Source organism: Pseudomonas sp. B5(2017), from assembly GCF_002112825.1.
In the GTDB taxonomy this organism is placed as follows: Bacteria; Pseudomonadota; Gammaproteobacteria; order Pseudomonadales; family Pseudomonadaceae; genus Aquipseudomonas; species Aquipseudomonas putida_Z.
Map to the genome: position 1 here is coordinate 577,824 of NZ_NEIR01000001.1, position 25,568 is coordinate 603,391.

At 63.8% G+C, this 25,568-nt stretch carries 23 protein-coding genes and 1 pseudogene; 20 read left to right on the forward strand and 4 right to left on the reverse strand.

The annotated features are described in order from the left end of the window. Positions 1–14 precede the first annotated feature (14 nt). The 12 genes and pseudogenes from CAG00_RS02690 to CAG00_RS02745 form a co-directional block, all read left to right on the forward strand. Positions 15–1,286: a 3-hydroxyacyl-CoA dehydrogenase gene (locus tag CAG00_RS02690; protein WP_085663428.1), complete on the forward strand. Its 1,272-nt coding sequence runs from the start codon at positions 15–17 to the stop codon at positions 1,284–1,286. Continuing rightward, positions 1,283–3,070 carry an acyl-CoA dehydrogenase C-terminal domain-containing protein gene (locus CAG00_RS02695; RefSeq protein ID WP_085663429.1) on the forward strand — a complete coding sequence of 596 codons (1,788 nt, stop codon included), beginning with the start codon at positions 1,283–1,285 and terminating at the stop codon, positions 3,068–3,070. Before CAG00_RS02690 ends, CAG00_RS02695 begins: the two co-directional genes overlap by 4 nt. A gap of 43 nt (positions 3,071–3,113) precedes the next feature. Continuing rightward, positions 3,114–4,277, forward strand: coding sequence for an iron-containing alcohol dehydrogenase (locus CAG00_RS02700; protein WP_085663453.1), 1,164 nt, complete (start codon positions 3,114–3,116; stop codon positions 4,275–4,277). A gap of 2 nt (positions 4,278–4,279) precedes the next feature. Beyond that, positions 4,280–4,714, forward strand: a complete 435-nt coding sequence (locus CAG00_RS02705; protein ID WP_085663430.1) for a thioesterase family protein — start codon at positions 4,280–4,282, stop codon at positions 4,712–4,714. Between the two features lie 21 nt (positions 4,715–4,735). Then, entirely contained in the window at positions 4,736–5,920 is a 1,185-nt protein-coding gene (locus tag CAG00_RS02710; RefSeq protein WP_085616259.1) for an acetyl-CoA C-acyltransferase, read from the forward strand. A 174-nt stretch (positions 5,921–6,094) separates the two neighbouring features. Continuing rightward, entirely contained in the window at positions 6,095–7,948 is a 1,854-nt protein-coding gene (locus CAG00_RS02715; RefSeq protein WP_085663431.1) for a DUF1302 domain-containing protein, read from the forward strand. A 20-nt stretch (positions 7,949–7,968) separates the two neighbouring features. Further along, the gene (locus CAG00_RS02720; RefSeq protein WP_085663432.1) at positions 7,969–9,285 is read left to right on the forward strand and encodes a serine hydrolase; all 1,317 of its coding nucleotides are present in this window, start codon (positions 7,969–7,971) and stop codon (positions 9,283–9,285) included. Between the two features lie 234 nt (positions 9,286–9,519). Beyond that, positions 9,520–9,939: a GFA family protein gene (locus CAG00_RS02725; protein ID WP_085663433.1), complete on the forward strand. Its 420-nt coding sequence runs from the start codon at positions 9,520–9,522 to the stop codon at positions 9,937–9,939. A gap of 147 nt (positions 9,940–10,086) precedes the next feature. Continuing rightward, complete coding sequence (locus CAG00_RS02730; RefSeq protein WP_085663434.1) at positions 10,087–10,629, forward strand: AAA family ATPase; 543 nt, start codon at positions 10,087–10,089, stop codon at positions 10,627–10,629. A 198-nt stretch (positions 10,630–10,827) separates the two neighbouring features. After that, complete coding sequence (locus tag CAG00_RS02735) at positions 10,828–12,402, forward strand: phospholipase D family protein (RefSeq protein ID WP_085663435.1); 1,575 nt, start codon at positions 10,828–10,830, stop codon at positions 12,400–12,402. Between the two features lie 68 nt (positions 12,403–12,470). Further along, positions 12,471–12,863: a DUF5329 domain-containing protein gene (locus CAG00_RS02740; protein ID WP_139832713.1), complete on the forward strand. Its 393-nt coding sequence runs from the start codon at positions 12,471–12,473 to the stop codon at positions 12,861–12,863. 37 nt (positions 12,864–12,900) lie between these two features. Next, a pseudogene (locus tag CAG00_RS02745) lies at positions 12,901–13,085 on the forward strand (aldehyde dehydrogenase); the annotation flags it as partial. Between the two features lie 59 nt (positions 13,086–13,144). On the opposite strand, the gene CAG00_RS02750 reads toward CAG00_RS02745, so the two are convergent. Next, positions 13,145–14,056: a LysR family transcriptional regulator gene (locus CAG00_RS02750; RefSeq protein ID WP_085663436.1), complete on the reverse strand. Its 912-nt coding sequence runs from the start codon at positions 14,054–14,056 to the stop codon at positions 13,145–13,147. A gap of 95 nt (positions 14,057–14,151) precedes the next feature. Here CAG00_RS02750 and CAG00_RS02755 point away from each other — a divergent pair, with 95 nt between their 5' ends. The 7 genes from CAG00_RS02755 to chrA all read left to right on the forward strand — a co-directional run bounded on the left by CAG00_RS02755 (position 14,152) and on the right by chrA (position 20,585). Further along, a complete protein-coding gene (locus tag CAG00_RS02755) occupies positions 14,152–15,099 on the forward strand; it encodes a ketopantoate reductase family protein (RefSeq protein ID WP_085663437.1) in 948 nt (315 codons plus the stop codon). Beyond that, entirely contained in the window at positions 15,096–15,494 is a 399-nt protein-coding gene (locus CAG00_RS02760) for a VOC family protein (RefSeq protein ID WP_046613788.1), read from the forward strand. The genes CAG00_RS02755 and CAG00_RS02760 overlap by 4 nt, the downstream gene beginning before the upstream one ends. Then, positions 15,491–15,946, forward strand: coding sequence for a MaoC family dehydratase (locus CAG00_RS02765; RefSeq protein ID WP_075045462.1), 456 nt, complete (start codon positions 15,491–15,493; stop codon positions 15,944–15,946). Before CAG00_RS02760 ends, CAG00_RS02765 begins: the two co-directional genes overlap by 4 nt. Continuing rightward, positions 15,943–17,175 carry a CaiB/BaiF CoA-transferase family protein gene (locus CAG00_RS02770; RefSeq protein WP_085663438.1) on the forward strand — a complete coding sequence of 411 codons (1,233 nt, stop codon included), beginning with the start codon at positions 15,943–15,945 and terminating at the stop codon, positions 17,173–17,175. The genes CAG00_RS02765 and CAG00_RS02770 overlap by 4 nt, the downstream gene beginning before the upstream one ends. Further along, entirely contained in the window at positions 17,172–17,990 is an 819-nt protein-coding gene (gene aroE / locus CAG00_RS02775; protein ID WP_085663439.1) for a shikimate dehydrogenase, read from the forward strand. Before CAG00_RS02770 ends, aroE begins: the two co-directional genes overlap by 4 nt. A 290-nt stretch (positions 17,991–18,280) precedes the next feature. Then, complete coding sequence (locus CAG00_RS02780) at positions 18,281–19,222, forward strand: chromate resistance protein ChrB domain-containing protein (protein WP_139832714.1); 942 nt, start codon at positions 18,281–18,283, stop codon at positions 19,220–19,222. After that, positions 19,215–20,585: a chromate efflux transporter gene (gene chrA / locus CAG00_RS02785; protein ID WP_085616283.1), complete on the forward strand. Its 1,371-nt coding sequence runs from the start codon at positions 19,215–19,217 to the stop codon at positions 20,583–20,585. Before CAG00_RS02780 ends, chrA begins: the two co-directional genes overlap by 8 nt. Positions 20,586–20,626: 41 nt before the next feature. Here the strand turns inward: chrA and CAG00_RS02790 are convergent, their stop codons facing one another. Genes CAG00_RS02790 through CAG00_RS02800 form a run of 3 tightly spaced genes read right to left on the reverse strand, consistent with a single transcriptional unit; the run spans position 20,627 to position 25,149 of the window. Then, positions 20,627–23,038, reverse strand: coding sequence for a TonB-dependent siderophore receptor (locus CAG00_RS02790; RefSeq protein ID WP_085663440.1), 2,412 nt, complete (start codon positions 23,036–23,038; stop codon positions 20,627–20,629). Positions 23,039–23,072: 34 nt separating this feature from the next. Continuing rightward, positions 23,073–23,567, reverse strand: coding sequence for a RidA family protein (locus CAG00_RS02795; protein ID WP_025339468.1), 495 nt, complete (start codon positions 23,565–23,567; stop codon positions 23,073–23,075). Positions 23,568–23,586: 19 nt separating this feature from the next. Then, a complete protein-coding gene (locus CAG00_RS02800; protein ID WP_085663441.1) occupies positions 23,587–25,149 on the reverse strand; it encodes an FAD-dependent oxidoreductase in 1,563 nt (520 codons plus the stop codon). A 161-nt stretch (positions 25,150–25,310) separates the two neighbouring features. Here CAG00_RS02800 and CAG00_RS28935 point away from each other — a divergent pair. After that, positions 25,311–25,568 (forward strand): hypothetical protein (locus tag CAG00_RS28935; RefSeq protein ID WP_218191631.1); only part of this gene is annotated, 258 nt, incomplete at its 3' end.

Below are 25,568 nucleotides of genomic sequence, written 5' to 3' on the forward strand. Positions count from 1 at the left end.
CTAGGGTGAGGGCAATGCCTTCACACCTTGAATCAGGAGCGTCACGCGTGATTATTTCCTACAACGTTCAACAGGCGGCGGTGATCGGCGCCGGCACCATGGGCCGCGGCATCGTCATCAGCCTGGCCCGTGCGGGCCTTGCGGTGCTGTGGCTGGACAACGACTCCAGCGCTACCGAAGCCGGCCTGGCGATGATCGCGCAAACCTGGGCACAGCAGGTGGCCAAGGGCCGTATCGATCAGGCCGAGGCTGACACCTGCCTGGCGCGGGTGCGCCAGGTAACGGCTTATGATGACCTCGCCGAAGCCGACCTGGTGATCGAAGCGGTGTACGAGAACCTGGCGCTCAAGCAGGCCATCTTCCGTACCCTGGACAGCACGCTCAAGGCCGACGCCATCCTTGCCAGCAACACCTCGGCACTGGACATCGACGCCATCGCGGCAGTCACCCGCCGGCCCGAACAGGTGCTCGGGCTGCACTTCTTCAGCCCGGCCCATGTGATGAGGCTATTGGAAGTGGTGCGCGGGGAGCGCACTTCGCCTGCGGTGCTCGAGGCTGCCCAGGCCCTTGGGCAGCGCATGGGCAAGGAAGTGGTGGTGGCCGGCAACTGTCCAGGCTTCATCGGCAACCGCATGCTCGCCAGCTATGTGGCCGAGGCGCGCAAGCTGCTGCTCGAAGGCGCCACGCCGCGGCAGGTGGATGAGACGTTGCAAAGGTTCGGCATGGCCATGGGCCCGTTTCGCATGTACGACGTGATCGGCATCGACCTGGAGTGGCGGGCCCGTCAGCTGGCTGGGAAAGGCATGGATGCGCCGTTGGCCCAGGTCGACAATAGCCTGTGTGCGCTGGGGCGCTTCGGGCAGAAGGCGGGCCAGGGTTACTACCGTTATGCCCCTGGCAGCCGTGATGCGGTGCACGACCCCGAAGTCGATGCACTGGTGCTCAAGGTCGCCCATGACCTGGGCGTGCGTCGGCGCCAGATCGACGACGAGGAAATCCGTGAGCGCTGCCTGCTGGCGCTGGTCAACGAAGGGGCAAAGATACTTGAGGAATCGGTGGCCAGCTGCAGCGCTGACATCGACCGTGTCTACCTGCATGGCTACGGCTTCCCGCACGAGGTTGGCGGGCCGATGCGCTGGGCTGACCAGCAGGGGCTGGGCTTGCTGCTGGCACGCCTGGAACGCTTGGAGGGACTGTTCGGCGAGCACTGGCGCCAGGCCGGATTGCTGAGGAGCCTGGTGGCTGAGGGTAAACAGTTGGCCGACGTTCGCGAGGGCCGCGCATGAACTACCGAGCCCCCCAGCGTGACATGCACTTCGTGCTGCATGAACTGTTCGATGTGACGGCGCACTGTGCCCGCCTGGGCAATGAGCTGGACCGCGAAACCATCGATGGCATTCTTGAGCAGGGTGCACGCTTTGCCAGCGAAGTGGTTGCGCCGCTCAACCGCCAGGGCGATGAGCAGGGCTGCCGCCTGGAGCAAGGCAACGTGCGCACTCCGGATGGCTTTCGCCAGGCTTACCGGCAGTATGTGGAGCAGGGCTGGGGTGGCATGACCGGCCCGCTGGAACATGACGGCCAGGGCCTGCCGCAAATGGTTTCGGCCTGCTTTCACGAAATGCTGATGGGCGCGTCGCTGTCGTTCCGGATCTATTCCGGGCTGACCGAGGGCGCCGTGCTGGCCTTGCACCGGCATGGCAGCGCAGCGATCAAGCGCGATTACCTGGGCAAGCTGGTCAGCGGCGAATGGGCCGGCACCATGTGCCTGACCGAGCCGCAGGCCGGCACCGACCTGGCGCTGCTGCGTACCCGTGCCGAGCCGCAGGGCGATGGCAGCTACCGCATCAGCGGTAGCAAGATCTTCATCAGCGGCGGCGATCAGGATCTCACCGACAACATCGTCCACCTGGTGCTGGCGCGGCTGCCGGATGCGCCGGTCGGTGTGCGTGGCATCAGCCTGTTCCTGGTGCCCAAGTTCGAATGCACAGAAAACGGAGGGCTGGGCCCGCGCAATGCGGTCGAATGCGGCGCGCTTGAGCACAAGATGGGCATCAAGGGCGCGGCGACCTGCGTGATGAATTTCGATGGCGCCCGTGGCTGGCTGGTGGGAGAGGCCAACCAGGGCCTGGCGTGCATGTTCACCATGATGAACGATGCGCGCTTCCAGGTCGGCCTGCAGGGGCTGGGCATCGCCGAGGCGGCCTTCCAGGGTGGCCTGGGCTATGCCCGCGAACGCTTGCAGTCGCGCAGTCTGGCAGGGCCGGTGGCGCCCGAGCGCAGTGCCGACCCGATCATCTGCCACCCTGACGTGCGGCGCATGCTGCTGACTCAGAAAACCCTCAGCGAAGGTTGCCGCATGCTGGCGGCCTTTGCCGCCCAAGCGCTGGACCTTGAGCACGGTGCTTTGCAGCCTGAAGTGCAGGCGGCCGCAGGGCGCCGGGCGGCGTTGCTGATCCCCATCGTCAAGGCCTTCCTCACCGATGTCGGCCAGGAGACTGCCAGCCTGGGCGTGCAGCTGTACGGCGGGCATGGCTACATCCGCGAATGGGGCATGGAGCAACTGATGCGCGACAGCCGCATCACCCAGCTGTACGAGGGCACCAACGGCATTCAGGCGTTGGACCTGATTCGCCGCAAGCTGCTTGGCGATGGTGGCGAGCAGTTGCGCCTGCTGATCGATGAGTTGCTTGAAGGGGCACGCAACTGCCGCGCAGACGCGCTGGCCGGGATGGCCCAGGCGGTTGCCCAGCGCCTGCAGGAATGGCGCAACCTGAGCGCCGAGGTGCTCGACGCCTGCCGCTGCGACCCGCAGGAAATCGGCGCGGTGTCGGTGGATTTTCTCGCCTATTCGGGCTACGTGCTGCTGGCCGCACTGTGGCTTCGGGCGGCCGAAACCGCCAGCGCGGCATTGACCGCCGGCAGCCAGGACAGCGCCTTCTACCAGGCCAAGTTGCAGGCTGCAGCCTTTTACTGGCGGCGGGTGTTGCCGCGCGCGAGTGCCCACTGCGAGGCCTTGCGCGGCGGCGCACAGTGCCTGATGAGCCTGGATGATTCGCACTTCGCCTTTTGACCTGGCCCTGCTGTTCACCCACAAGAACAAGAGGAACATGAGTATGCAGCCTTTCAGTTTTGCCACCACCCCCCACCTGCTTTGCGAACCCGGCGCGGCCGGGCGCCTGGCGCAGCTGTGCCAGCAACGCGGCGTGCGCCGCGTGCTGATCGTGACCGACCCGGGTATCGTCAGTCTGGGTATGCTCGATGACTTGCTCCCAGGGTTCACCCAGGCCCACTTGAGCGTGGCGATCTTCAGCGAGGTCAGCGCCGACCCCAGCCATGCCTGCGTGCTGTCGGCCGCCGCTCGGGCGCGGCATATCGGCGCCGAGCTGATCGTCGGCTTCGGTGGCGGCAGCTCCATGGATGTCGCCAAGCTGGTGGCGCTGCTGGCGCACCCGGCCTGTGACCAGACCCTGGAGGCGGTGTACGGCATCGACCGGGCCAAAGGCCAGCGCCTGCCGTTGATCCAGGTGCCGACCACCGCTGGGACGGGGTCAGAGGTCACTCCCGTCGCCGTGATCACCACTGGCGAGGCGGCCAAGATGGCGGTGATTTCACCCCTGTTGCTGCCCGACCTGGCCTTGCTCGACGCAGAGCGCACTCTGGGCCTGCCCCCGGCGATCACCGCCGCCACGGGGATCGATGCCATGGTCCATGCCATTGAGGCCACCACCAGCCAGTTCAAGTGCAACCCGCTGTCCAGCCTGTTGGCCCGTGAGGCGCTGGCGCTGCTGGCCGGCAACCTCGACCAGGCGGTGCACAACGGTGGCAACCTGATGGCGCGCCAGGCCATGCTGCTGGGCGCCTGTCTGGCCGGGCAGGCGTTTGCCAATGCGCCGGTCGCGGCGGTGCATGCGCTGGCCTACCCATTGGGGGCGCGTTACCACGTGCCGCACGGGCTGGCCAATGCGCTGGTGCTGCCCCACGTGATGCGCTTCAACCGTCGCGAAGCGTTCGCCGACTATGCCGCGCTGGCCCCGGCCCTGCTGGGCGATCGGCTGGTGCCTGGCGACCCCCATGAGCTCTGTAACCAGTTCATCGATGAGCTGGAGCAGCTGGCGCCACGCTGCGGCCTGCCCAGCCGGCTGCGAGATGTCGGGGTACCGCGGCACAGCCTGCCATTGCTGGCCGAGGATGCCCTGCAACAGCAACGGTTGCTGGTCAACAACCCGCGCAAGGTCACCCTTGACGACGCATTGGCCCTCTATCAGGCGGCGTTTTGAACATGGCCAGGGAACGCCCGCTGCGCGGCGCCTACCGCCACTTTCAGCCGATCACCACGCGCTGGCATGACAACGACCTGTACGGGCATGTGAACAACGTCGTTTATTACGGGTTTTTCGACAGTGCCGTGAATACCTGGTTGATCGAGCAGGCCGGCCTCGATATCCACAACGACCCGGTGGTGGCCTACGTGGCCGGGTCCGCCTGCGACTATTTCGCCGCCGTCGCCTTCCCGCAACGCATCGAGGTGGGCATTGCCGTCGAACGTTTGGGCAACAGTTCGGTGCACTACGCCCTGGCCGTGTTCGTCGAGGGCGAACCCGAGGCCTGCGCCGCCGGCCGTTTCACCCATGTGTTCGTCGATCGCCGCAACAACCGCCCGGCCAGTATTCCCGCCCAATTGCGCAGTGCCTACGAAAGCCTGCTGCCGGTGTAATTGCCCAAGGAGAGCCGTTTCATGCAAGACGCAGTCATCGTATCCACCGCGCGCACGCCCATCGCCAAGGCTTGGCGCGGCGCGTTCAACGACCTCACCACCCCCAGCATGAGCGCTATTGCCATCCGCGCCGCCGTCGAGCGCGCCGGCGTGGAGCCGGGCGAAGTCGAGGACCTGGTGCTGGGCACCGCCATGCAAAGCGGGACCGCCGCCATCAACCCGGCGCGCTTGTCGGCCCTGGCGGCCGGCTTGCCGCAGTCGGTGGCCGGGCAGACCATCGACCGCCAATGCGCTTCAGGGCTGATGGCAATTGCCATCGGCGCTCAGCAGATCCGCGGCGAGGGCATGCACGTGGTGGTCGGAGCCGGGCAGGAGCAGATCAGCCTGGTGCAGCAGGCACACATGCAGGCCGCCAATGCTGCCCAGGACGACACGGTGCGGCGCCTGTGCGAGCACGCCTATATGCCAATGCTGCACACAGCCGAGCACGTCGCCAAACGCTATGGTATCGCCCGTCACGCCCAGGACCGTTACGCCTTGCTGTCGCAGCAGCGAACAGCGGCAGCGCAGGAGGCCGGGCTGTTCGCAGATGAAATCGTGGCAGTCACGGCGCAGCGCAAGGTCGTCGACAAGGCCACTGGCGTCCAGTCCCACGAGCGCGTGCACCTGAGCCAGGACGAAGGTAACCGCCCGCACACCCGACTGGCGGACCTCGAGGCACTGCAACCGGTGATCGAGGGTGGCTGCGTGACGGCTGGCAATGCCAGCCAGTTGTCCGATGGTGCCAGCGCCTGTGTGCTGATGAGCGGTGCCCGGGCGGCACGCGCAGGCTGCCAGCCGCTGGGACTGTACCGGGGCATGGCGGTGGTCGGCCTGGCGCCGGAAGAAATGGGCATTGGCCCGGTGCTGGCGATACCGCGCCTGTTGGCGCGCCACGCGTTGCGGGTCGAGGACATCGGCTTGTGGGAGATCAACGAGGCATTCGCCTGCCAGGTGCTCTACTGCGCAGAACACCTGGGCATCGACCCGGCTCGGCTCAACGTCAACGGTGGCGCCATCGCTATCGGCCACCCCTATGGCATGAGCGGTGCGCGCATGGTCGGGCATGCCTTGCTCGAAGGCCGCCGGCGCAAGGTTCGCTACGTGGTGGTGAGCATGTGCGTGGGCGGGGGCATGGGCGCGGCTGGCTTGTTCGAAGTGCTCTGAAGCACTGCCATCGAGCCATAACGAACCGGCATGGCATTGATCCGAAGACGCTATTTGTGAGCGTAATCAAACCTCCCTGATACTGCTCGTCACCGACACCGCCGGCCTGGGCGGCCGGCGCGTCCGCGCTGAACCCATCATTTCCCTCTCTAATAAAACAACAAGAGGTTAAGAGTGAGCGCAACCCTTCTATCCTGCCGGCGCCAGGCGCCGCTGGCGGCCCTGTGCTGCCTGCTCGCCACTCCGGTGGCGGGCGTTCAATTCGACGTTGGCTCGCTGCAAGGGCGTTTCGACTCGGCGCTGTCATTGAGTACCGCCGTCAGCACTGCCAACCCCGATAAACAGCAGTTGCAGGCTGCCAATGGCAATGACGGGCGGCGCAACTACCGGTCGGGCGACATATTTTCGGCGATCTTCAAAGGCACCCATGACCTGGAGCTGCGCGGCGATAACGTGGGTGTATTCCTGCGTGGCACCTACTGGTACGACACCGCGCAACGCGACCACAGCCAGCGGGCCGTCGACATCGACGATCGCAACCGCCAGGTGTCGGCGAAAACCGCGGGGACGGAGCTGCTCGATGCGTTCGTCTATGGCCTTTACGACATTGGCGGTGAGCCCGGTTCGCTGCGGGTGGGCAAACAGGTGGTCAACTGGGGGGAAAGCCTGTTCATCCAGGGCGGGCTGAACGTGATCAACCCCTTCAGCCAGGCTGCGCTGCGCCGGCCAGGGTCGGAAGTGAAAGACGCCCTGGCGCCGGTCAACCTGCTGTATGTCACGCAGAACCTCAACCAGGCGCTGTCTTTCGATGCCTTGTACCAGCTGGACTGGGAGCAAACTCGGCTGGAGAACTGCGCAACGTTCTTTTCCGGCAACGACTTCATGCCCGAAGGCTGCCAGGGACTGGATGTCGGCGGGCAGATGGTGACCAATCCAGCCGTGTCGTCGGCCCTGGCCCCGTTTGGTGTGACGCTGACGGAGGAGGGTGTGCGCGTGCCTCGGGGCGCCGACCAGAATGCACGCAACGGTGGCCAATGGGGTTTTTCGCTGCACTGGTACGTTGAGCCACTGGATACCGAGTTCGGCCTGTTCGCAGCCAATTACCACAGCCGTTCGCCTTACCTGGGCACGGTCAGCAGCCGCTATTACGCCAATACGGGCTTTGCCCGTGAACTGTGCGGCAATGTCGGTGTGGCGCAGGCCAATTGCGGGGCCTTTCTGACTTCCAGCAACGGGCAGACCCTGGCTGGCGCGCTACGTATGGGCACCTCGCAGTACCGGGCGCAATACCCCGAGGACATCCGCCTGTACGGCCTGACCTTCGCCACCACCTTGCGCAACGGTGCCGCCGTGCAGGGTGAACTGAGCTACCGGCCGAACATGCCGGTGCAGCTCAACGGCAACGATGTGCTGCAGTCATTGCTCAATGCCCCGGGCCGCAGCCCGCTCAACGCCGACGGCCTGCGCCCTGCGACAGACAACACCCCCTTCGACGGTTACCGGCGCAAGGAGGTGACCCAGGCCCAGGTGTCGGCCGTGCAGGCGTTCAACCAAGTCATGGGCAGCAACCAGCTACTGCTGATGGGCGAGGTGGGCGCCACCTATGTAGGCGGGCTGGAGGGGCGTTTCGGGCCGCGCTATGGCCGCTCTGGTGCCTATGGCAACGGCGAGCTGGCCGACAACAGCCTGTGCCTGGCGATCTCGAAAAGCCCGGTCGACTGCAACGGCGAGGGCTTTGTCACACCCTTTTCCTGGGGCTACCGCCTGCGCGCGACCTGGAGCTACCCCAACCTGATCCAAGGCCTGGACATTCGCCCAGGCCTGGCCTGGGCCCATGACGTCAAGGGTTACTCGCCAGCGGACAGCTCGGCCTTCAACGAAGGCTCTCGCTCGATCAGCCTGGGCGTGGACGTCAGCCTGGCCAGCCAATACTGGGCCAGCCTGGCCTATACCGATTACCTCGACGGCGATTATGGCACCCGCGGCGACCGCGATTATGTGGCGTTCAGCGTGGGCGCCAGCTTCTAAGGCAACCAAGGAGCAAGACCATGTCCAAGCGCAGCATGCACCCTTCATCCGCCAACCTGACTGGTATCGCCCTGGTGCTGGCCGGTGCCTTGGCCCCAACCCTGGCGGTCGGTGCACCGACCGGGCAGGGTGTGATGCAGGGGTTCCCACCGGCGCCGGAGTTGCGGGTCACCCAGGCCAATGCCTTTCAGCCACCGTACTTGCGCTGGTCGATGCGCCACGCCCGTGAGGTGTCGCCCACCCGTGGTATCGGTCGGGCAGCCACACCGCTGAGCTTGACCGAAGGCCGCGCGGTGGCGCTAGACCAACTGGCCTTCAGCGCCGGTGACCAGCCTTTGACCTTGGCCGGCTACCTGGAGCAAACCAGCACTGACGGGCTGATCGTGCTGCACCAGGGCAAGGTGGTGTACGAGCGTTATCTGGACGGCTTCCAACCTCGCCAGCCCCATATCTGGGCGTCGATGACCAAGTCGGTCACCGGCCTGATCGCTGCCCAGCTGATTGCCGAAGGTGCGCTGGACCCGCAGCGTACGTTGGCGCATTACGTGCCGGAACTGCGCGGAACGCCGTTTGGCGAGGCGACGGTGCAGGCCAACCTGGACATGCAGGTGGCGGTGCAGTACCCCGCGCAGATGCCGCCGGACCTCGGCCTGTTTGCCGCTACTGGCCTGATACCTCGGGGCGAAGGAATGCCGGGGGACATCTACAGCTTCCTGCGGCAGGTGCAGCAGGCGCCGAACCTCGGCCAAGCACCATTCTTCTACCAGAACGGCTCGCCGGAAGCGCTGGCCTGGGCGTTGCGGCGTGTCACCGGGCTGAATTGGGCGCAGTTGGTCGAACAGCGGTTGTGGTCACGCTTCGCCGAGGACGATGCCTATGTGCAGGTCGATCCGCTCGGTACCGAAATGGCCAGTGGCGGCATCAGCTGTAATTTGCGCGACACCGCCCGCTTCGCCGAACTGGTGCGCCGCGAACTGGCCCGTGATGCCAAGGGCGACAGCTTCAACCAGGCTGTGCACAGCACGTTCCAGCCTGCGGACCCAGCAGTTTTCGCCCAGGGCAGCCTTGGCCCCGGCCGTCCTGGCTACAGCTACCGCAATTACTGGTACCAGAAAAACGACGGTGACGGTTCGTTCGAGGCCAGCGGGCGCTTCGGGCAGAAAATCTACATAAATCCCCGCCGCGAACTGGTCATCGTAAAGCTCTCAGCCACCGCCGACCAAGCCCGTCGCGCCACGCGTGCTGACGGCGAAGCAAACGCCCCCGCGCGCGTCGTGGACTCGCCGGCTACGTTCAATCGCATGGTGGATGCGGTGTTGGCGGCACTGCCGGGTTAATGTGCAAAAGCGCAACTAGAGGCGGGTTTGATCATCCTCTTTTGGCCAATAGCTGCCCTCAGCGTATGGCTGCCATGGGGCGGAAGCAGTCGTTCGCGAGTGACCGCTTTCGACCCAAAACGGACATCTGTAATCGGGGCCGCTTCGCGGCCCATCGCCGGCAAGCGCGGCTCCCACAAGTACAGCGCATGCCTGAAGGCTGGTGATATTCCTGTGAGAGCCGGCTTGCCGGCGATGAGGCCTGCACTGACTACAGAGCTTTGGTACCTAGGTAGCTGCTTGTGCTCAGCAGTAAGTTTCGAACTAGTCACTGCGCCAAAGGCAGTTACTCACTGCCATTGCAGCCAGTGCCGCAAAGGTCACGGGGCTGCATTCGCATCCTACGGAAGCGTCCCGCGTAGCGACCTGCGAGTACTACGTGGCGCCGATAGCATCAGGACGTATGCGTCTTCACCGACAGTAATGCGCGAATTTTGTCTGGCGTGCGGTTCGACTTTATTCTGGTCACGTTCTCAAGGTGAATATGCCGGCTGGATATCCATAGCGCTAGGAACGCTTGATACCCCCTTCGAGCCGAAGCAGCAGAGACATGTGTACGTCGACTCCGCTGCGCCTTGGTACACACAGGCCAGCATTCGGATCCAGCTCGGCTGACCGACACAGGTTAATACCCGCCATCAACAGGAGCAGCCGATTTGCAACGGACGCCAAGAGCATAAGTGCGCTTGCAGTTGACCTCGTCGTCCATTGCCGTAAAATCGCGCGCCCGAAATTCCGCAGGCATGGCCAGAGGGAGCTTAAATGCAACGGGTGATGATCATTGGTCAGCCAGGGTCTGGGAAAAGTACCTTGGCGCGCAAACTCGGCGAACGAACAGGCTTGCCGGTCGTGCATATCGACACGATTCACTGGCAGCCAGGGTGGGTCGAGCGGAGTCGGGACGAGAAGACGCGTCTTTGTCATGAGGTCGAGGCCCGTGAGCGCTGGATATTCGAAGGTGGGCATTCGACCACATGGAACAACCGGCTGGCCCGGGCTGACATGTTGATTTGGATTGATCGCTCGGCACCGCTTCGATTCTGGCGCGTGCTCCTTAGAACAATGCTGAACCGCGGTCGATCCCGACCTGACTTGCCGGACAACTGTCCGGAATTGCTGGGCAACCTGCCGGAGTTCTTGAGGTTCATGTGGCGGACGAAAACCTCGTCGCGGGAGGCGATGAAGCGATTCGTGGTAACGGCCCCTTCGAGCTGTCGCGTTGTCTGCCTACGGACTAATCGGGATACCGATATTTTTCTCGCGAGTATGGGCACGCAGCCTGATCAGGTTATGCAAGGTCCTTAGATGCTGGATCGCGACTGATTGGCGGCAGGCGCCTTCGGTGAAGGCACCGCGGTCAGCAGGAGATGAACTACGCTTCTGTAATAACACCGCAGATCGAAGAAACATTGCACGAGGCCGATACGGCCGGATGCTGGTAGTAAGGGACTGGCCATTCTTCGGGACCCGGCACCCTCATCGCCATCACCCGGGGTAGCCTCCGTGAGAATCAAACAGCCCCTTCCTGCTCTGCTGTTACTTACCCTGCTATTTGTTGGTTGTACGACACCCACGGTCTCTCACGAACCCAGTCAGGCCTTGCCTGCGAACGATTCGGCGTTCGGTCGTTCTATCCAGGCCCAGGCAGCCCCCCATCGGGGCCAGTCGGGCTTTCGCTTGTATTCCGATAGTGCCGAGGCTTTCGCCGCACGCGCCGAGCTGATTCGCAATGCTCAAAGCAGCATCGACTTGCAGTACTACATCGTTCACGACGGCATCAGTACTCGGATACTGGTGCGCGAGCTGCTCATCGCCGCCGACCGTGGCGTCCGCGTCAGGATCTTGCTCGATGACACCACCAGCGATGACCTGGAGCGAATTATCGCGACACTGGCGGCGCATCCGCATATACAGATCCGCGTGTTCAATCCACTGCACCTGGGCCGCAGTACCGTCGTGACGCGTACCATGGGCCGGCTGTTCAACCTGGCCCGGCAACACCGGCGCATGCACAACAAATTGTGGGTGGTGGACAACAGTGCGGCCATCGTCGGCGGGCGCAATCTGGGGGACGAGTATTTCGATGCCGAGCCCAACAGGAATTTCACCGACATCGACATGCTCGGTGTCGGGCCGGTTGCAGAACAATTGGGACATAGTTTCGACCAGTACTGGAACAGTGCCCTGAGCAAGCCCATCGAGCAGTTCATCTCGACCAGGCCGACGACCGGGGACCTTAAAAACCTCCGGACTCGGCTGGACGAGTCCCTGGAGAAAGTACGCAAACAGAATCATGCGCTCTATCAACAACTGATGAGCTATACCACCCGGCCACGCCTGAATGACTGGCGCAGGGAGTTGATCTGGGCCTGGAACAAAGCGATGTGGGATGCACCGAGCAAGGTCTTGTCGAGTGGCGAGCCAGCCCCGTACTTGTTGTTGGCCACCCAATTGGCACCCGAGCTCAATGGGGTATCCAAGGAGCTGATCCTTGTCTCGGCGTACATGGTGCCCGGCCAACCAGGGGTGGTGTACCTGACCCGTCGTGCCGACGCTGGCGTGTCGATCAGCTTGCTGACCAACTCACTGGAAGCCACCGATGTACCCGCCGCGCACGGTGCTTACGCGCCTTATCGCAAAACCTTGCTGGAGCATGGTGTGCAGTTGTTCGAATTACGCAGCCAATCCGGTGACAATGGCGACAGCGACAGTGGGCTGGGCCTGTTTCATGGTGGATCCTCCAATAGCTCCGAGTCCAGCCTGCATAGCAAGGCGATGATATTCGACCAGCAGAAAGCGTTTATCGGCTCGTTCAATTTCGACTCGCGCTCCTTGTTGTGGAATACCGAAGTCGGCGTGTTGGTCGATGATCCTGAGCTTGCTGGACGGGTGCGCGAACTGGCTCTGGAGGGGATGGCGCCGGCTCTGAGTTATCACACCCGGCTGGAAAAGAATCAGCTGGTATGGGTCACCGAAGACGATGGCAAGCAACATACATTGACCAAGGAACCGGGGAGTTGGTGGCGACACTTCAATTCCTGGCTCAGCAGCGCGATCGGGCTGGAGAAAATGTTATAGCGTGGTTGTGTTGTAATTAATCGTCGGAGGCCACTCCGGTCATTCATTTCATTTTCAGGACCAGGATCATGCAGATGTTGATGAGGGACCCCGGGCGGCTTGTCAGCCAATCGATGATGGCGGTAGGGATTGGCTTCATCGCGATCATCGTGGGTAGGGAAGTATCTGCTACACCTCAAACCACTCAAGAGATAAGAGGCTTGCTGGACTTTGTCGAGCACAGTGAGTGCAGGTTCGTGCGCAATGGTACCGAATACTCTGGTCCCCGGGCTCGGGCGCATTTGATGCAGAAGCTGGATTATCTCGAAGGTAGGAAAATGGTGAAAAGCGCGGAAGACTTCATTGATCTTGCTGCCACCAAAAGCAGTATGAGTGGCCGCATCTATGAGGTGCGATGTCCAGAAGGCGCGGAGCCGGCGAGCATATGGTTGAAACGAGAGCTACAAAGGCAACGGCAATAGATCCAAGGCGCGACGATGATTAGCGCCACTGATCTGCTACCAGTGCTGCGACAAGCATGGTCATGAAGCGAACTACCTCACCATGAACAACCTGGTTGCCTCGACCAAGGCTACCGGTGGATTTCCCATCGTTTGACGCTTGCTGAAGGCCCCGATGCCTACAAGCACTTTGATGCGCGGGATGATGGCTGGACGAAGGTGGTGCTCAAGCCTGCTGCCTGACTCGCACCCCGATGCTTCCAGGCAAGGAAGCTCGGCGAGGGAGGCGTTCGTCTGGTGTGCTAACTGGCACCTGCTTGAAACAAGCCCCGAACCACCTCCCTCATCCAGCGATTCCCGCTGTCTTGCTGGTAGCGCGCGTGCCAATGCTGCTTGACCGTGAAGCCCTCCACTGCAAACGGGCAATCGTGCACCTGCAGACCATGCATGTCGGCAAGTGTCTGCCCGATGTGCCGTGGCAGCGTTGCCACCAGGTCGGTCGACCCGACGATCATCCCCAACCCTAGAAATGCCGGCAGCTCCAGCATGATCCTGCGTTCGATGCCGGCCCGCGCCAAACCAGCCTCGAGCAACTTCTGCCCGGTCCCGGCACTGATCTGTACATGCCCCTCGGCCTGGTAGCGCGCCACGCTCATGCCTTTGCCCAGTCGAGGGTGTCGCGGGTTGCTCAGGCAGACCCAGTCCTGTTCGAACAACACTTGCTGATACATCCCCGCACCCAGCCAAGGCACAAAGCCGATGGCCAGGTCCGCCTCGCCGGACTCCAGCGCGCTTTCGGTGTTGCCATCTATGCGCGCCGCCTCCAGGCGAATACCCGGCGCATGGGTACGCAGGTGGTTGAGGATGCTGGGCAGCAGGGTGATATGGCTGGCATCACTGACGCACAGGCGAAAGCGACGCTGGGCCGTGGCCGGAACGAATTGCGGCTCCCAGGTAGTCAGGCGCCGCAGCGATTCCAGCACCTCGCGGCATGGCCCGATCAACTGGTCTGCCCGCGGGGTAGGGGCCATGCCCCCGGGGGTGCGCACGAACAGCGGGTCGTTCAGTTCTTCACGCAAGCGCCCCAACCAGATACTCACGGTAGGTTGACTCTGGCCGAGCTGTTCAGCGCTACGGGTCACGCTACGGCAGTGGTAAAGCACATCGAACAGCTGCAGTAGCTTGGGATCAGGCAAGGCATCGAGCGTGCTCATTATTGCGAAACTCAATAAGTGTATTGAGGCCATTGTATAGCCGAAATAAGCCTTGCTGCATAAGGTGTGGTCGCAAACCACAGGAGGTCAGCGATTTGAAAATCTGCATTCTGGGCGCCGGCGCCCTGGGTTGCGCCATTGGTGCGGCCTTGAGCGAGGCGGGGCACGAAACCTGGCTGTTGAATCGTGGCCAGGTGCATGTCGAGGCGATGAATTTGCGCGGGCTGCGGGTGCAGGATGAACGCGGCGAGCGGCAGGTCCGGGTGAAGGCGGCTTGCGACGCAGCAACCGTGGGCGTGGCCGACCTGGTAGTGGTGCTGGTCAAGTCGTTCCACACCAGCGAGGCGATTGCCGGTGCCAAGGCGCTGATCGGGCCGCAGACGCTGGTGCTATCGCTGCAGAACGGTCTTGGCCACGAAGACATCCTGGCCGAGGCCGTGGGGCGTGAGCGGGTATTGGCCGGCAAGACCTACGTCGGTGGCGTGCTGCTGGCGCCGGGTTCGATCCGTGCCGGCGTGGCAGGCAAACACACCTTCATCGGCGAGCTCGACGGCCAACGGACCTCGCGTGTGCAGGCCATCGCCGAGGCTTTCAATGGCGCCGGGCTCGCCACCACGGTCAGCGACAACATTCTCGGCACCATGTGGGACAAGCTGCTGGTCAACGTCGCGACAGGCGCGCTCAGCGGCATCACCATGCTCAGTTATGGCCAGCTGTACAGCGAGCCGCTGCTGGAAAGCACCGCCAAGGCAGCGGTCAGCGAAGCCATCGCCGTCGCCGAGCGGGCCGGCATCCGCCTGAGCCTCACCAGCCCGGACGCTGCGTGGTGCCTGGCAGCTGAAGGCCTGCCGGCAAGCTTCCGAACCTCGATGCTGCAGAGCCTGGAAAAGGGCTCGGTCACCGAGATCGATTTCATCAACGGCTCCGTCGTGCGCTGGGGCCAGCGCCACGGCGTGGCTACGCCGGTCAACGCGACCCTGGTTGCCTGCATCAAGGGTATCGAGCGCGCCATGGCCGATCAGCAGAAGGGAAGTAATCCATGAGCCAGCCGAAAGCCTACCTTGAACACGTTGCGTTCTGGGTGCGGGACATCCAGTGGCACATCCGCTTTTTCAGCGAGGTGTGCGGCATGACCATGCGTGAAATACAGGGCGACGTCGAGCAGCCCGCACAGTACTGGACCCTTGGTGGCCTGCAGTTCATTCACCAGCCGGACTTTGCCGGCCCGGAAGGGCGCATGGCACACCTGGGCATCATGTGCGAGGACCTCGAAGCCGCCCTGGCGGCCGCTCAACGCTTCGGCGTCAGCGAAATGCCCCAGGGCCGCAACTGGCTGCGCCTGCCTGACGGCCTGGCGGTCGAGTTCATTCAGGCATTGCCGGCGAAATGCGTCGCCCAGGCTCTGGCCATCGACCCACGTGCAGAGGTGGTGGCATGAGCGTGGTGGAAAAATACTGGGACGATGCCTGCGAAGGCGATGAATGCATCAGCCCCACCTACACCGTTACCCGCGAACGCATCCTGGCCTACGCCGAACTCACCGGCGACCACACCCCGGTGCATGTCGACGAGGCGTACGCCAACGCGAGCCACTTCGGCTGCCTGGTTGCCCATGGCCTGTTCGGCCTGTCGATCGCCGACGGCCTGAAGACCCAGTGCGAGTACCGCTTTGTACCGGGCATGTCGCTGGGCTGGACCTGGGACTTCGTGCTGCCGATCAAGGTCGACGATGTGCTGCACGTGCGCATGCGCGTGGGGGCGATGCGCCCGAGCAACAGCCGACCGGGCTGGGGCATCGTGGTCTTGCCGTCGGAGCTGATCAACCAGCATGGCGAAGTCGTGCAGCGTGGCGAGCACCGGCTGATGGTGCCGAGGAGAGTGCAGGCATGAGCCAGGCATTGCCATTGACGGGTATTCGCGTCATCGACTACAGCCACTTCCTGGCCGGGCCCTATGTGGGCCGTTGCCTGGCAGCACTGGGCGCCGAGGTGATCAAGGTCGAACGGCCGGGCAGCGGCGATGCCGGCCGCCAGCACGCGTTTACCCTTGATGAACAGCAGAGCGGTTACTTCCTGCAGCTGAACATGGGCAAGCAGGGCGTCAGCGTGAACATGAAGGACCCGCGTGGCAAAGCATTCATGCAGCGCCTTACCGACTCGGCCGATGTGTTCATCGAAAACTATCGCCCCGGCGCCCTGGACAAACTGGGCCTGGGCTATGCCGAGCTGTCAGCGCGCAACCCGCGTCTGGTGTACTGCTCCATCTCCGCCTACGGCCATACCGGCCCGGATGCCCACCGCGCCGGCTTCGGGCTGATCGCCGAGGCCAAGAGCGGGATCATGCAGATGGTCGGCGTGCCGGGCGAAGCGCCGCCGTTGCTGCGCATTTCCCTGGGTGACATGTACACCGGTATCCATGCCGTGGCGGCGATCAATGCGGCGCTGTTGGGCCGGGTGAGCAGTGGTCGTGGCCAGCACATCGACATGGCCCTGTACGACACGCTGGTGTCGATGCATGAATACGCGGTGCAGTGCTACACCTTGTCCGACGGCACCGTCCTGCCCGAGCAGACCGGCCATGACATGCCCACCTCCACCCTGTACGGCGTGTTTCGTGCGGCTGATGGCGACCTGGTAATCGCCGCCCAGGTCGACGACGCCTGGAAGCGCTTTGCCGCGATGCTCGAGGCCAACGGTTGCCCGCCCGGGTTCGGCAGCGACAGCCGCTACCACTGCCTCAATGGCCGCAACGCCCACCGCCAGGCGATCCTGGCCGTGGTGCGTGACTGGGTCGGTGCGCGCCGGGTAGCCGATATCCTGCAATTGCTCGATGACATCGACATCCCCAGCGCCAAGGTGCAGCGCATCGACGAGGTCGTGGCTGACCCGCAGATCCAGGCGCGCAACATGGTCATCGAGCAGCAGCACCCGCGCTACGGTACCTTGCGCCTGCCCAACCTGCCGTTCCGCTTTTCCGAGTGCGACACCACGATCCACCAAGTGGCCCCGGACCTCGGTCAGCACAATGCCGAAGTGGCCGCCGGCCTAGGTTTCAGCCCTGAAGAAATCACCGCCATGCAGGCAGACGGTGTGCTGTTCACCCATGGAGATGCACGATGAGCGACCGCTATGCAGTGATCGGCCGACCGATCAACCACACCAAGTCCCCGTTGATTCATGGCCTGTTCGCCCAGGCCAGTGGCCAGTGCCTGGAGTACGGCGCCATCGAGGGCGAGCTAGAGGGCTTCGAGGCCCAGGTGCTGAACTTTCGCAACGATGGCGGGTTGGGCATGAACATCACCGCACCGTTCAAGCTGCGCGCCTTCGAGCTGGCTGACCAGCGCAGCGAGCGCGCACAGCTGGCGCGGGCGGCCAATGCATTGAAGTTCGAGAATGGCCGTATCTTTGCCGAGAACTTCGACGGCATCGGCTTGCTGCGGGATATCGAGGAAAACCTCGGTGAACCACTGGCCAATCGGCGGGTACTGTTGCTCGGCGCCGGTGGCGCGGTGCGCGGCGCGCTGCTGCCATTCCTGAAGGCAGGGCCGAGCGAGCTGGTGCTTGCCAACCGTGACATGGCCAAGGCGCTCACCTTGCGCAACGAACTGGATCACCCAAGGCTGCGCATCAGCCGCTATGAGGAACTGGAGGGGCAGTCCTTCGACATCGTGGTCAATGCCACCTCCGCGAGCCTCACCGGAGAGCAGCCGCCGCTACCTGAAGGTGTGCTGGGCGAGACGCGGCTGGCTTACGAGCTGGCGTATGGCAAAGGCCTGACGCCGTTCCTGCGCATGGCCCAGGCGCAGGGTGTGGGTCGCCTGGCCGACGGTGTCGGCATGCTGGTCGAGCAGGCGGCGGAGGCGTTCGCCTGGTGGCGCGGGGTGAGGCCAGAAACCCGTGCCGTGATCGATCGCCTGACCATTCCACTGGAGTAGGATCCCGCTCCTATGGAACTCCACATAACTCCTTGATTTAGCAGGGACCCTGTGGGAGCGGGTTTACCCTGGTGCCAGTCAGTTGAGCGATTTGGGGCCGCTTTGCGGCGCATCGCCGGCAAGCGGGGCTCCCGCAGGTACGGCGCAGACCTCAAGATTTTCACGGTCCCTGTGGGAGCCCGGCTTGCCGGCGATGGGGTGCGCAGCAGCCCCAAAAGCTACGGGCCTGTTGATTTTGCACAGTTTCAGTTTAATGTAGAGATACAAACATATTGTGTTGAGTACTCTACATGCTCCACTGGTCGCTACTGATCCTCGGATTGCCGACGGCCAATGCCACCGAGCGCATGCGTGCCTGGAGAAGCCTGAAGGCCTCCGGAGCCGCAGTGCTGAGGGATGGTGTTTACCTGCTGCCCGAACAATGTGCGGGTCGGGAAGTTTTCGAGGCAGTCGAGCGTGACGTGCTGGCTATCAACGGCACCGCATTTCTCCTGTCGCTTCCTGAGCGTGAAGAGCGCTTCAGCAGGCTGTTCGACAGGAGCGACGAGTACGCCAGCCTGATGGAAGAAATTGCAGGCTGCAGGGCCGAGCTGGCGCCAGAGAATGCGCTGCAGACCGCACGGCAGGTGCGCAAGCTCAGAAAGGCCTTCAGCCAGCTGGCGGCGACCGATTTTTTCCCGGGCGTGCCCAAGGCACAAGCCGATGCGGCGCTGCAAGAGCTCGAAGCCGCGATTGGCCGCGCACTGTCTTCCGATGAGCCGAGTGCCCACGACGAGGCGATCACCCGACTGGAACGCAACGACTACCAGGGGCGCCTTTGGGCCACCCGCAAGCGCCCATGGGTGGATCGGCTGGCATGTGCCTGGTTGATTCGTCGCTTCATCGATGCCGACGCTCGATTCATCTGGCTGGACAGGCCTGAAGACTGCCCGGGCGATGCGCTGGGCTTCGATTTTGATGGGGCCAGGTTCAGCCATGTCGGCCAGCGAGTGTCCTTTGAAACCCTCATCGAGAGCTTTGCCCTACAGCAGCCGGGCCTGGCACGCTTGGCCGCGGTCATTCACTACCTGGATGTGGGAGGCAACCAGCCCTCGGAAGCACCAGGTATCGAACGTGTCCTCGCGGGCTTGAGACAGAGCATTGGCGATGACGATCAACTGACAACGGTCGCCGGGGGCATCTTCGATGGCCTTCTGACGGCTTTCGCGAGTGAGGAAGCGCAAAATGGTTGATAGCACCTCCGCAGTGGGCGAACAGCCACCATCGCAAGCGGTTCAGCGGCCGATCGGACTGTTCGAAGCATTCCTGTTCTGGCTCAAGCTGGGCTTCATCAGTTTTGGTGGGCCCGCCGGGCAGATCTCGATCATGCACCAGGAACTGGTCGAGCGCCGGCGCTGGATCAGCGAGAAGCGGTTCCTGCACGCGCTGAACTACTGCATGTTGTTGCCAGGCCCCGAGGCACAGCAACTGGCCACCTACATCGGTTGGCTCATGCACCGCTCCTGGGGTGGGGTGATTGCCGGCGTATTGTTCGTATTGCCCTCGCTGTTCATCCTGATTGGCCTGTCCTGGGTCTACATCGCCTTTGGCGAGGTCCCGGTGGTGGCGGGGGTCTTCTACGGCATCAAGCCTGCAGTCACGGCCATTGTCGTCCACGCGGCTCACCGGATCGGCTCGCGCGCGCTGAAGAACGGCTGGCTGTGGGCCATGGCCGCAGCGTCGTTCGTGGCCATCTTCGCCCTCAATGTGCCGTTCCCGTTGATCGTGCTGGTTGCCGGTATCGCAGGCTATGTGGGCGGTCGCTTCGCCCCCGGCAAATTCGTGATCGGTGGTGGTCATGGGGCTGCCAGGAACAGCTACGGCCCGGCCCTGATCGACGACGACACACCAACGCCTGAGCATGCGCGTTTTCGGGTGGGGCATTTGCTGCGTCTGGTGCTGATCGGCGCCGTATTGTGGACCTTGCCCATGGGGCTGCTGACACTGACGTTTGGCTGGGCCGGCACTCTGACGCAAATGGGCTGGTTCTTCACCAAGGCCGCACTTTTGACCTTCGGTGGCGCCTACGCCGTCCTGCCCTATGTGTATCAGGGCGCCGTCGGGCATTACGGCTGGCTGTCACCCACTCAGATGATCGATGGCCTTGCCTTGGGAGAAACCACGCCAGGACCATTGATCATGGTGGTGGCTTTCGTCGGCTTCGTCGGTGGCTACGTGCATCCGATGTTCGGTGAGCAAAACCCGTTCCTGGCCGGTGCAGTCGCGGCCAGCCTCGTCACCTGGTTCACCTTCCTGCCGTCGTTCCTGTTCATCCTCGCCGGTGGCCCGTTGGTGGAGTCGACCCACAACGAGATGAAGTTCACTGCACCGCTGACGGGGATCACGGCCGCGGTCGTGGGGGTGATCCTGAACCTCGCCATGTTCTTCGGCTATCACGTGCTCTGGCCAAAGGGTTTCAGTGGGGCGTTCGACTGGCCTTCGGCGTTGATCGCCATTGCTGCCGCAGTGGCCCTGTTCCGCTTCAAGCGTGGCGTGATCCAGGTACTGTTCAGCTGCGCCTTGGCCGGGGTGGCGGTCCATATGTTGCGTGGTTGATACCGGTTGCCGGCCGACATCGTCGGCCGGCTTGTCACGAATCAGAAGGTGTAGGTCACCCGCCCGAAGTAATACCCGCCGGTAAAGCCATAGGGTGAGTACACCCCGTATCCCTTGACCATGGTCTTGCTGCTCGGTGCCTGGCGCTCGGGGTAGATATCGAACAGGTTGCGCGCCCCGATCGCCACTTCCAGGTCCTTGGTCAGCTGGTAGCCTGCATCCAGGTCGGTGATCCAGCGCGCCTTGTACTCGCGGTCCAGCGAACGGTCGTTGGCGGCATTCACCTCGCGCCAGGATCCGTAGCGGGTCAGCCCCAGGTTGACCCGGTAGCGGTCCAGGCGCCAGTTGCCGCCAAGGATCAGCTTGGTGTGCGGTTGTACCTCGGTCAGCAGGTTGCGCGCCTGGCGATTCATGAGTTCGTAGGGCGTGCCAAGGATGTTCACGCTCTGCTTGTAGTCGAGGATCTCGGTGTCGTTCCAGTTGAAGGCCGCCGTCCACTTCACCGTCCCGGCACCACCCAGGTCCTGGTCGTAGCTGCCCACCAGGTCCAGGCCCTTGGTGCGGGTATCGGCGCCGTTGGTGAAGTACTGGCCGCCCGAGGTCGAGTCGATACCGTTGGCGAGCAGGGCCTGGGTGACCTCGGGGCCGAGCAGGGTACCGGTGAGGGTAATGCGGTCGCGCACGTTGATCAGGTAGGCATCGGCAGTGAAGGCCAGGCGCTCGCCAGGCTGCCAGGCCAGCCCCAGGCTGTAGTTGGTGGACTTTTCCGGTTTCAGTGGTTCGGCGCCCAGCGCCTTGGCGGCGGCCGAATCCACCGGCAGCACGCCATAGTTGATCGACTGGTACACGCCGTCGACCACGCCGTAGGTGGTGGAGCGGGCGCTGAACAGGTTGTTGGCCAAGGACGGCGCGCGGAAGCCGTTGCTCACCGTCGCCCGCACGGCCAGTTCGGGGGTCAGCTCGTAGCGGGTGGTCAGCTTGCCGCTGCGGGTGGCCCCGATATTGCGATCATAGTGCTCGTAGCGCAGGGCAGCGCCCCAGTACCACTGCGGCAGCGGGTTGAAACCCACGTCCAGGTAACCGGCGTAGCTGTTGCGGCTGGCACTGGCGGCCTCGGCGGGGGAGATGCCGTTGGTGACCTGGGCGCCGGAGGCGGCGCAATTGCCGGGCGCCTTGCAGTAGCCGCCGTCGGCCCAGCTGGCCCAGTCGCCAGCCTGCACCTGGTAGGTATCGCGGCGCTGTTCCAGGCCCCAGGAGAAGTCCAGCGGCTTGGTCAGCCCAACTTCGAAGCTGCGGCGCAGGTCGAGGTTGCTGGTCAGTTGCGAGCTGACCCAGGTGCCGGATTCGAAATGGTTGGGCGTGGCCTCGCCCAGTGACGGGTTCTGGTTGTTCCAGGTGCCCTGTTCGGCCTCGTTGCGCCCGTAGGTACTGGACAGGTCCCAGTCCCATTCGCCGGCCAGGCCCCTGGCGCCAAACGCCGCCTGGTAGTCGTATTCCTCGATGTACCAGGTGGGCGTGTAGCCCGAGGGGCGTCCGTTGGGCCCGGTGGTTATGGTGTTGACGATGGTCGGCAGGCGGAAGTTCTGGCCCTGCTCGGCCTTGCGGTACGACCAGGTGCTGAACGAGTAGAGCGTCAGGTCGTCCTGCAGCGGCAGTTCGGCGTTGTAGCCCAGGGTCAGAAGGTTGATCTTCGGCGTGCCATAGCCGCCGTAGGTAACCTTGCCGGCGCGGTCCAGGGCTTCGGCCTGGCTGTAGCCATTGGCGCTGGCCTTGTTGTCGTCGTTCTGGCTGCGGGCGTCAAGTGCCAGCTGGACGATGCCGTCGCGGCCGATCTCGAAGCCCTTGTTCAGGTTTTGCTGCACGGTCTGTTTCTTGCCGTCGTAGCCCTGGCCTGCGGTGGTCACGGCAGTGCCGCTGGCGTCGGCCTTGAGGATCACGTTGATCACCCCGGCGATGGCGTCGGAGCCGTATTGGGCGGCCGCACCATCACGCAGCACCTCGACATGGTCGATGGCACTGATGGGAATCAGGTCGAGGTCGGCGGGGGCAGCGCCGGCGTTGATGCCGCTGATGTTGAGCGTAGCGCTGGTATGGCGGCGCTTGCCGTTGACCAGCACCAGCACCTGGGCGGCGTTGAGGCCGCGCAGGTTAGGGGCGCGGGCCATGCCGCTGGCGTCCCAGCCGGTCTTTTCCGGCAAGGTCAGCGACGGCACGCTGGCGCTGAGGGCTTCCATCAGGCCGGGCTTGCCGGTTTCCTGCAACTGCTTGGCGCTGATCACATCGATGGGCACCGGGCTGCTGGTTACGGTGCGTTTCTCGCTGCCACGGTTGCCGGTGACGATCACCGTGCCCAGGGCCTGGGCGGCGGGTTCCTCGGCCAGGCTGGGTGCGTTGTGCAGCCCGGCGGCCAGGGCCACGCCGAAAAAAGAGGCAGTTTTAAAAGCTGGCTTCATGCACGCAGTTCCTTGTCTGGCATGGCTGGCGCACTTACGGCGCCTTGGCCGCGATCGCGTCGATTTCCACCAGCGCGCCCGGCAATGGCAGGGCCACCACCTGGATGGCGGTGCGGGTCGGTGTACGGGGTTGCTCGGCGGTGGCGAAGAACTCGGTGTAGGCCGCCTGCAGCCCGGCGAAGTCGAGGGCGCCGCCGTTGGCTGGGTCGCCTACCAGGAACACCCGTAACTGGACGATGTCGCCAAGGTCCAGGCCCTGGCTGCGCAGCGCCGTGCGCAGCTTGTTCAGCACCGAGCGGGCCTGGGTTTCGGTGTTGCCCAGCGCTGCAACGCTACCCTTGGGCGCCTTTGGGTCGGCTACGTCCGGCAGGGTGCCGCTGATGAACGTCAGCTGGCTGCCGGCCGGTACCGTGACCAGCTGCGAGATGGGGAAGTTCGAGCCGGGTGGCGCGACGCGCTTGATGCCGTCGGCGTGGGCGTTGAGGGTGAGCGACATGAGTACTCCGGCAAGCAGAAGAAGACGAGGCATGGGGGTGGTTCCTTGCAGGTCAGGCGGCAACGCCGCGGGTGGTCTGGCTGGCGTGTTTGGCAATCAGGCCGACCACCCGGCGGGCGGACTCGGCGGCACTGTTCTGCCAGATGCCCACGCCGCCATGGGCCAGGGCGTCGCTGGCCAGCCAGGTACGCCCCTGGGGCTGGTTGAGCAGGTCGTAGCCGGGCTGGGCGACTTCGTCGTGGACGATCCACGGCGCTTCGCTGAAGGGGATCTTCGACCAGTTCACCACCACCGGCCTGGCCAGCTTGTGGCTGTGGCCCGGATGCAGCGATTCCACCGCCTGGCGCGAGGAGGCGACCTGGGCCTGCAGCGGCTTGGCGGCAAACTGGTGGGCCACCGCGCCCGTGTTGTAGGTGGCGACCAGCACACCCTGGGCGCTGTTGAGGTGATCGCTGGGGTACCACAGGGTGCGGGCTTCGTGGTTGATGTAGCTGAGCCCACCATAGATCTGGAAGTCGGTTTCCCAGAAGCGCGGCGACTGCCAGGCCACCTTGTTGGCCTTGTCGCCTTCGGCGCTGGCGATGGCCTGCCTGAAGGCCTTGTCGAAGTTGTTCGGCAGCTTGGCCAGCAGCGGCAGGGGCAGGGTGACGATGGCGTAGTCGGCCTGTTCGACGTGCTGCTGGCCGCTCTTGCGGTCGCGCCAGACCACCTTGGCACCGTTGTCACCGGTATCCACCCCCAGCACCTCGGCGCCCAGGCGCACGCTGTCCTTGACCTGGCGATAGAACGCCTTGGGAATCTGGTCCATGCCGCCGACCGGCTGGAACATGGTCGAGGAGAACTCGGGGATTTCGTCGAACACCAGCGGCAGTAGCAGGTTGCTGTCCAGCAGCTGGTCCAGTGGCACCGGCTGGCGCTGGATCGGGGTCTGGTCGCCGGCGCCGGCGAAGCGGGTGTAGCCGGCGCGTACCGAACCGCGGTACTGCTGCTGGCTGTCGAGGTCGCCGTAGACCTTGAGGAAGTCCAGCAAGGCCTTGCGCTGGCTGCTGTCGAGTTCGGCATCGAGGGAGTTGCGGCTGACACTGCGCGCCAGCAGTTCGCTGAAGTGCCCGCGGGTGTCGTTGACTGCCTGACGCAGCAGCAGCGGTGGGCGAGCCAGGTCTGGTTGGGCCAGGGCGTTGCGGCTGCTGTTGACCAGCACCTGCAGCTCCACGCCCAGCTCACGGCAGTAGCCGAGGATGGTCAGGTGATGGCTGGGCAGGCGCGCGGCGCCGGCGTTGAAGAAGTGGCCCTGGTCGAACTCGACGGTTTGCGAACTGCCGTCGTTGTGCTCGACGCGGTCGCCCTGGCGCAAGGTCCAGACCCGGCCACCGACCCGCTCGCGGGCCTCCAGCACGGTGACCGAAAAGCCGGCCTTGCGCAGCTCGTAGGCGGATACCAGGCCGGAAATACCAGCGCCGACAATCACCACGCGCTTGCCGTTGCCGCCGCTTGCGGCCAGTTGCAGGGGTTGGAAGGTGGCAGCCAGGGCATTCTGCCCCAGCGCGCCCAGGGCTGCCGAATAGCCGCCAATGGCGGCGAGGCGGGTGATCAGGTCTCTACGGGACAATCCCATGTCGCATGCTCCGAGAAGGTTGGGTTCGGATGTGCGCAACGGGCGGATCGAAGGGAGGGACCCGACGGCGGCTGGCACAAATCCATTTGCCTCCGCCATGTTGGGGTCGGTTTACAGAACCTAATGGACTTTCACGGTGCTGTGAAAGGCTTTTTGGTTCTATGTTAATTATGTTTATTACTGATAAAGCTAATCAGTATAAATGCGTAATGCTGATGTTTTGGTGGGGCCCTGTGGGAGCGGCTTTAGCCGCGAACACCGGCGCAGCCGGTGCCATGCACCGTGTTGGATTCTTCGCGGCTAAAGCCGCTCCCACAGGGTGGACTGCCCCCAAGAAGTTGGACACCAATCCAACCCTTGGGGGATCTATGGGTAAATACACAGAGCAGTTCAAGCTCACGGCTATCACCGCTTACCTA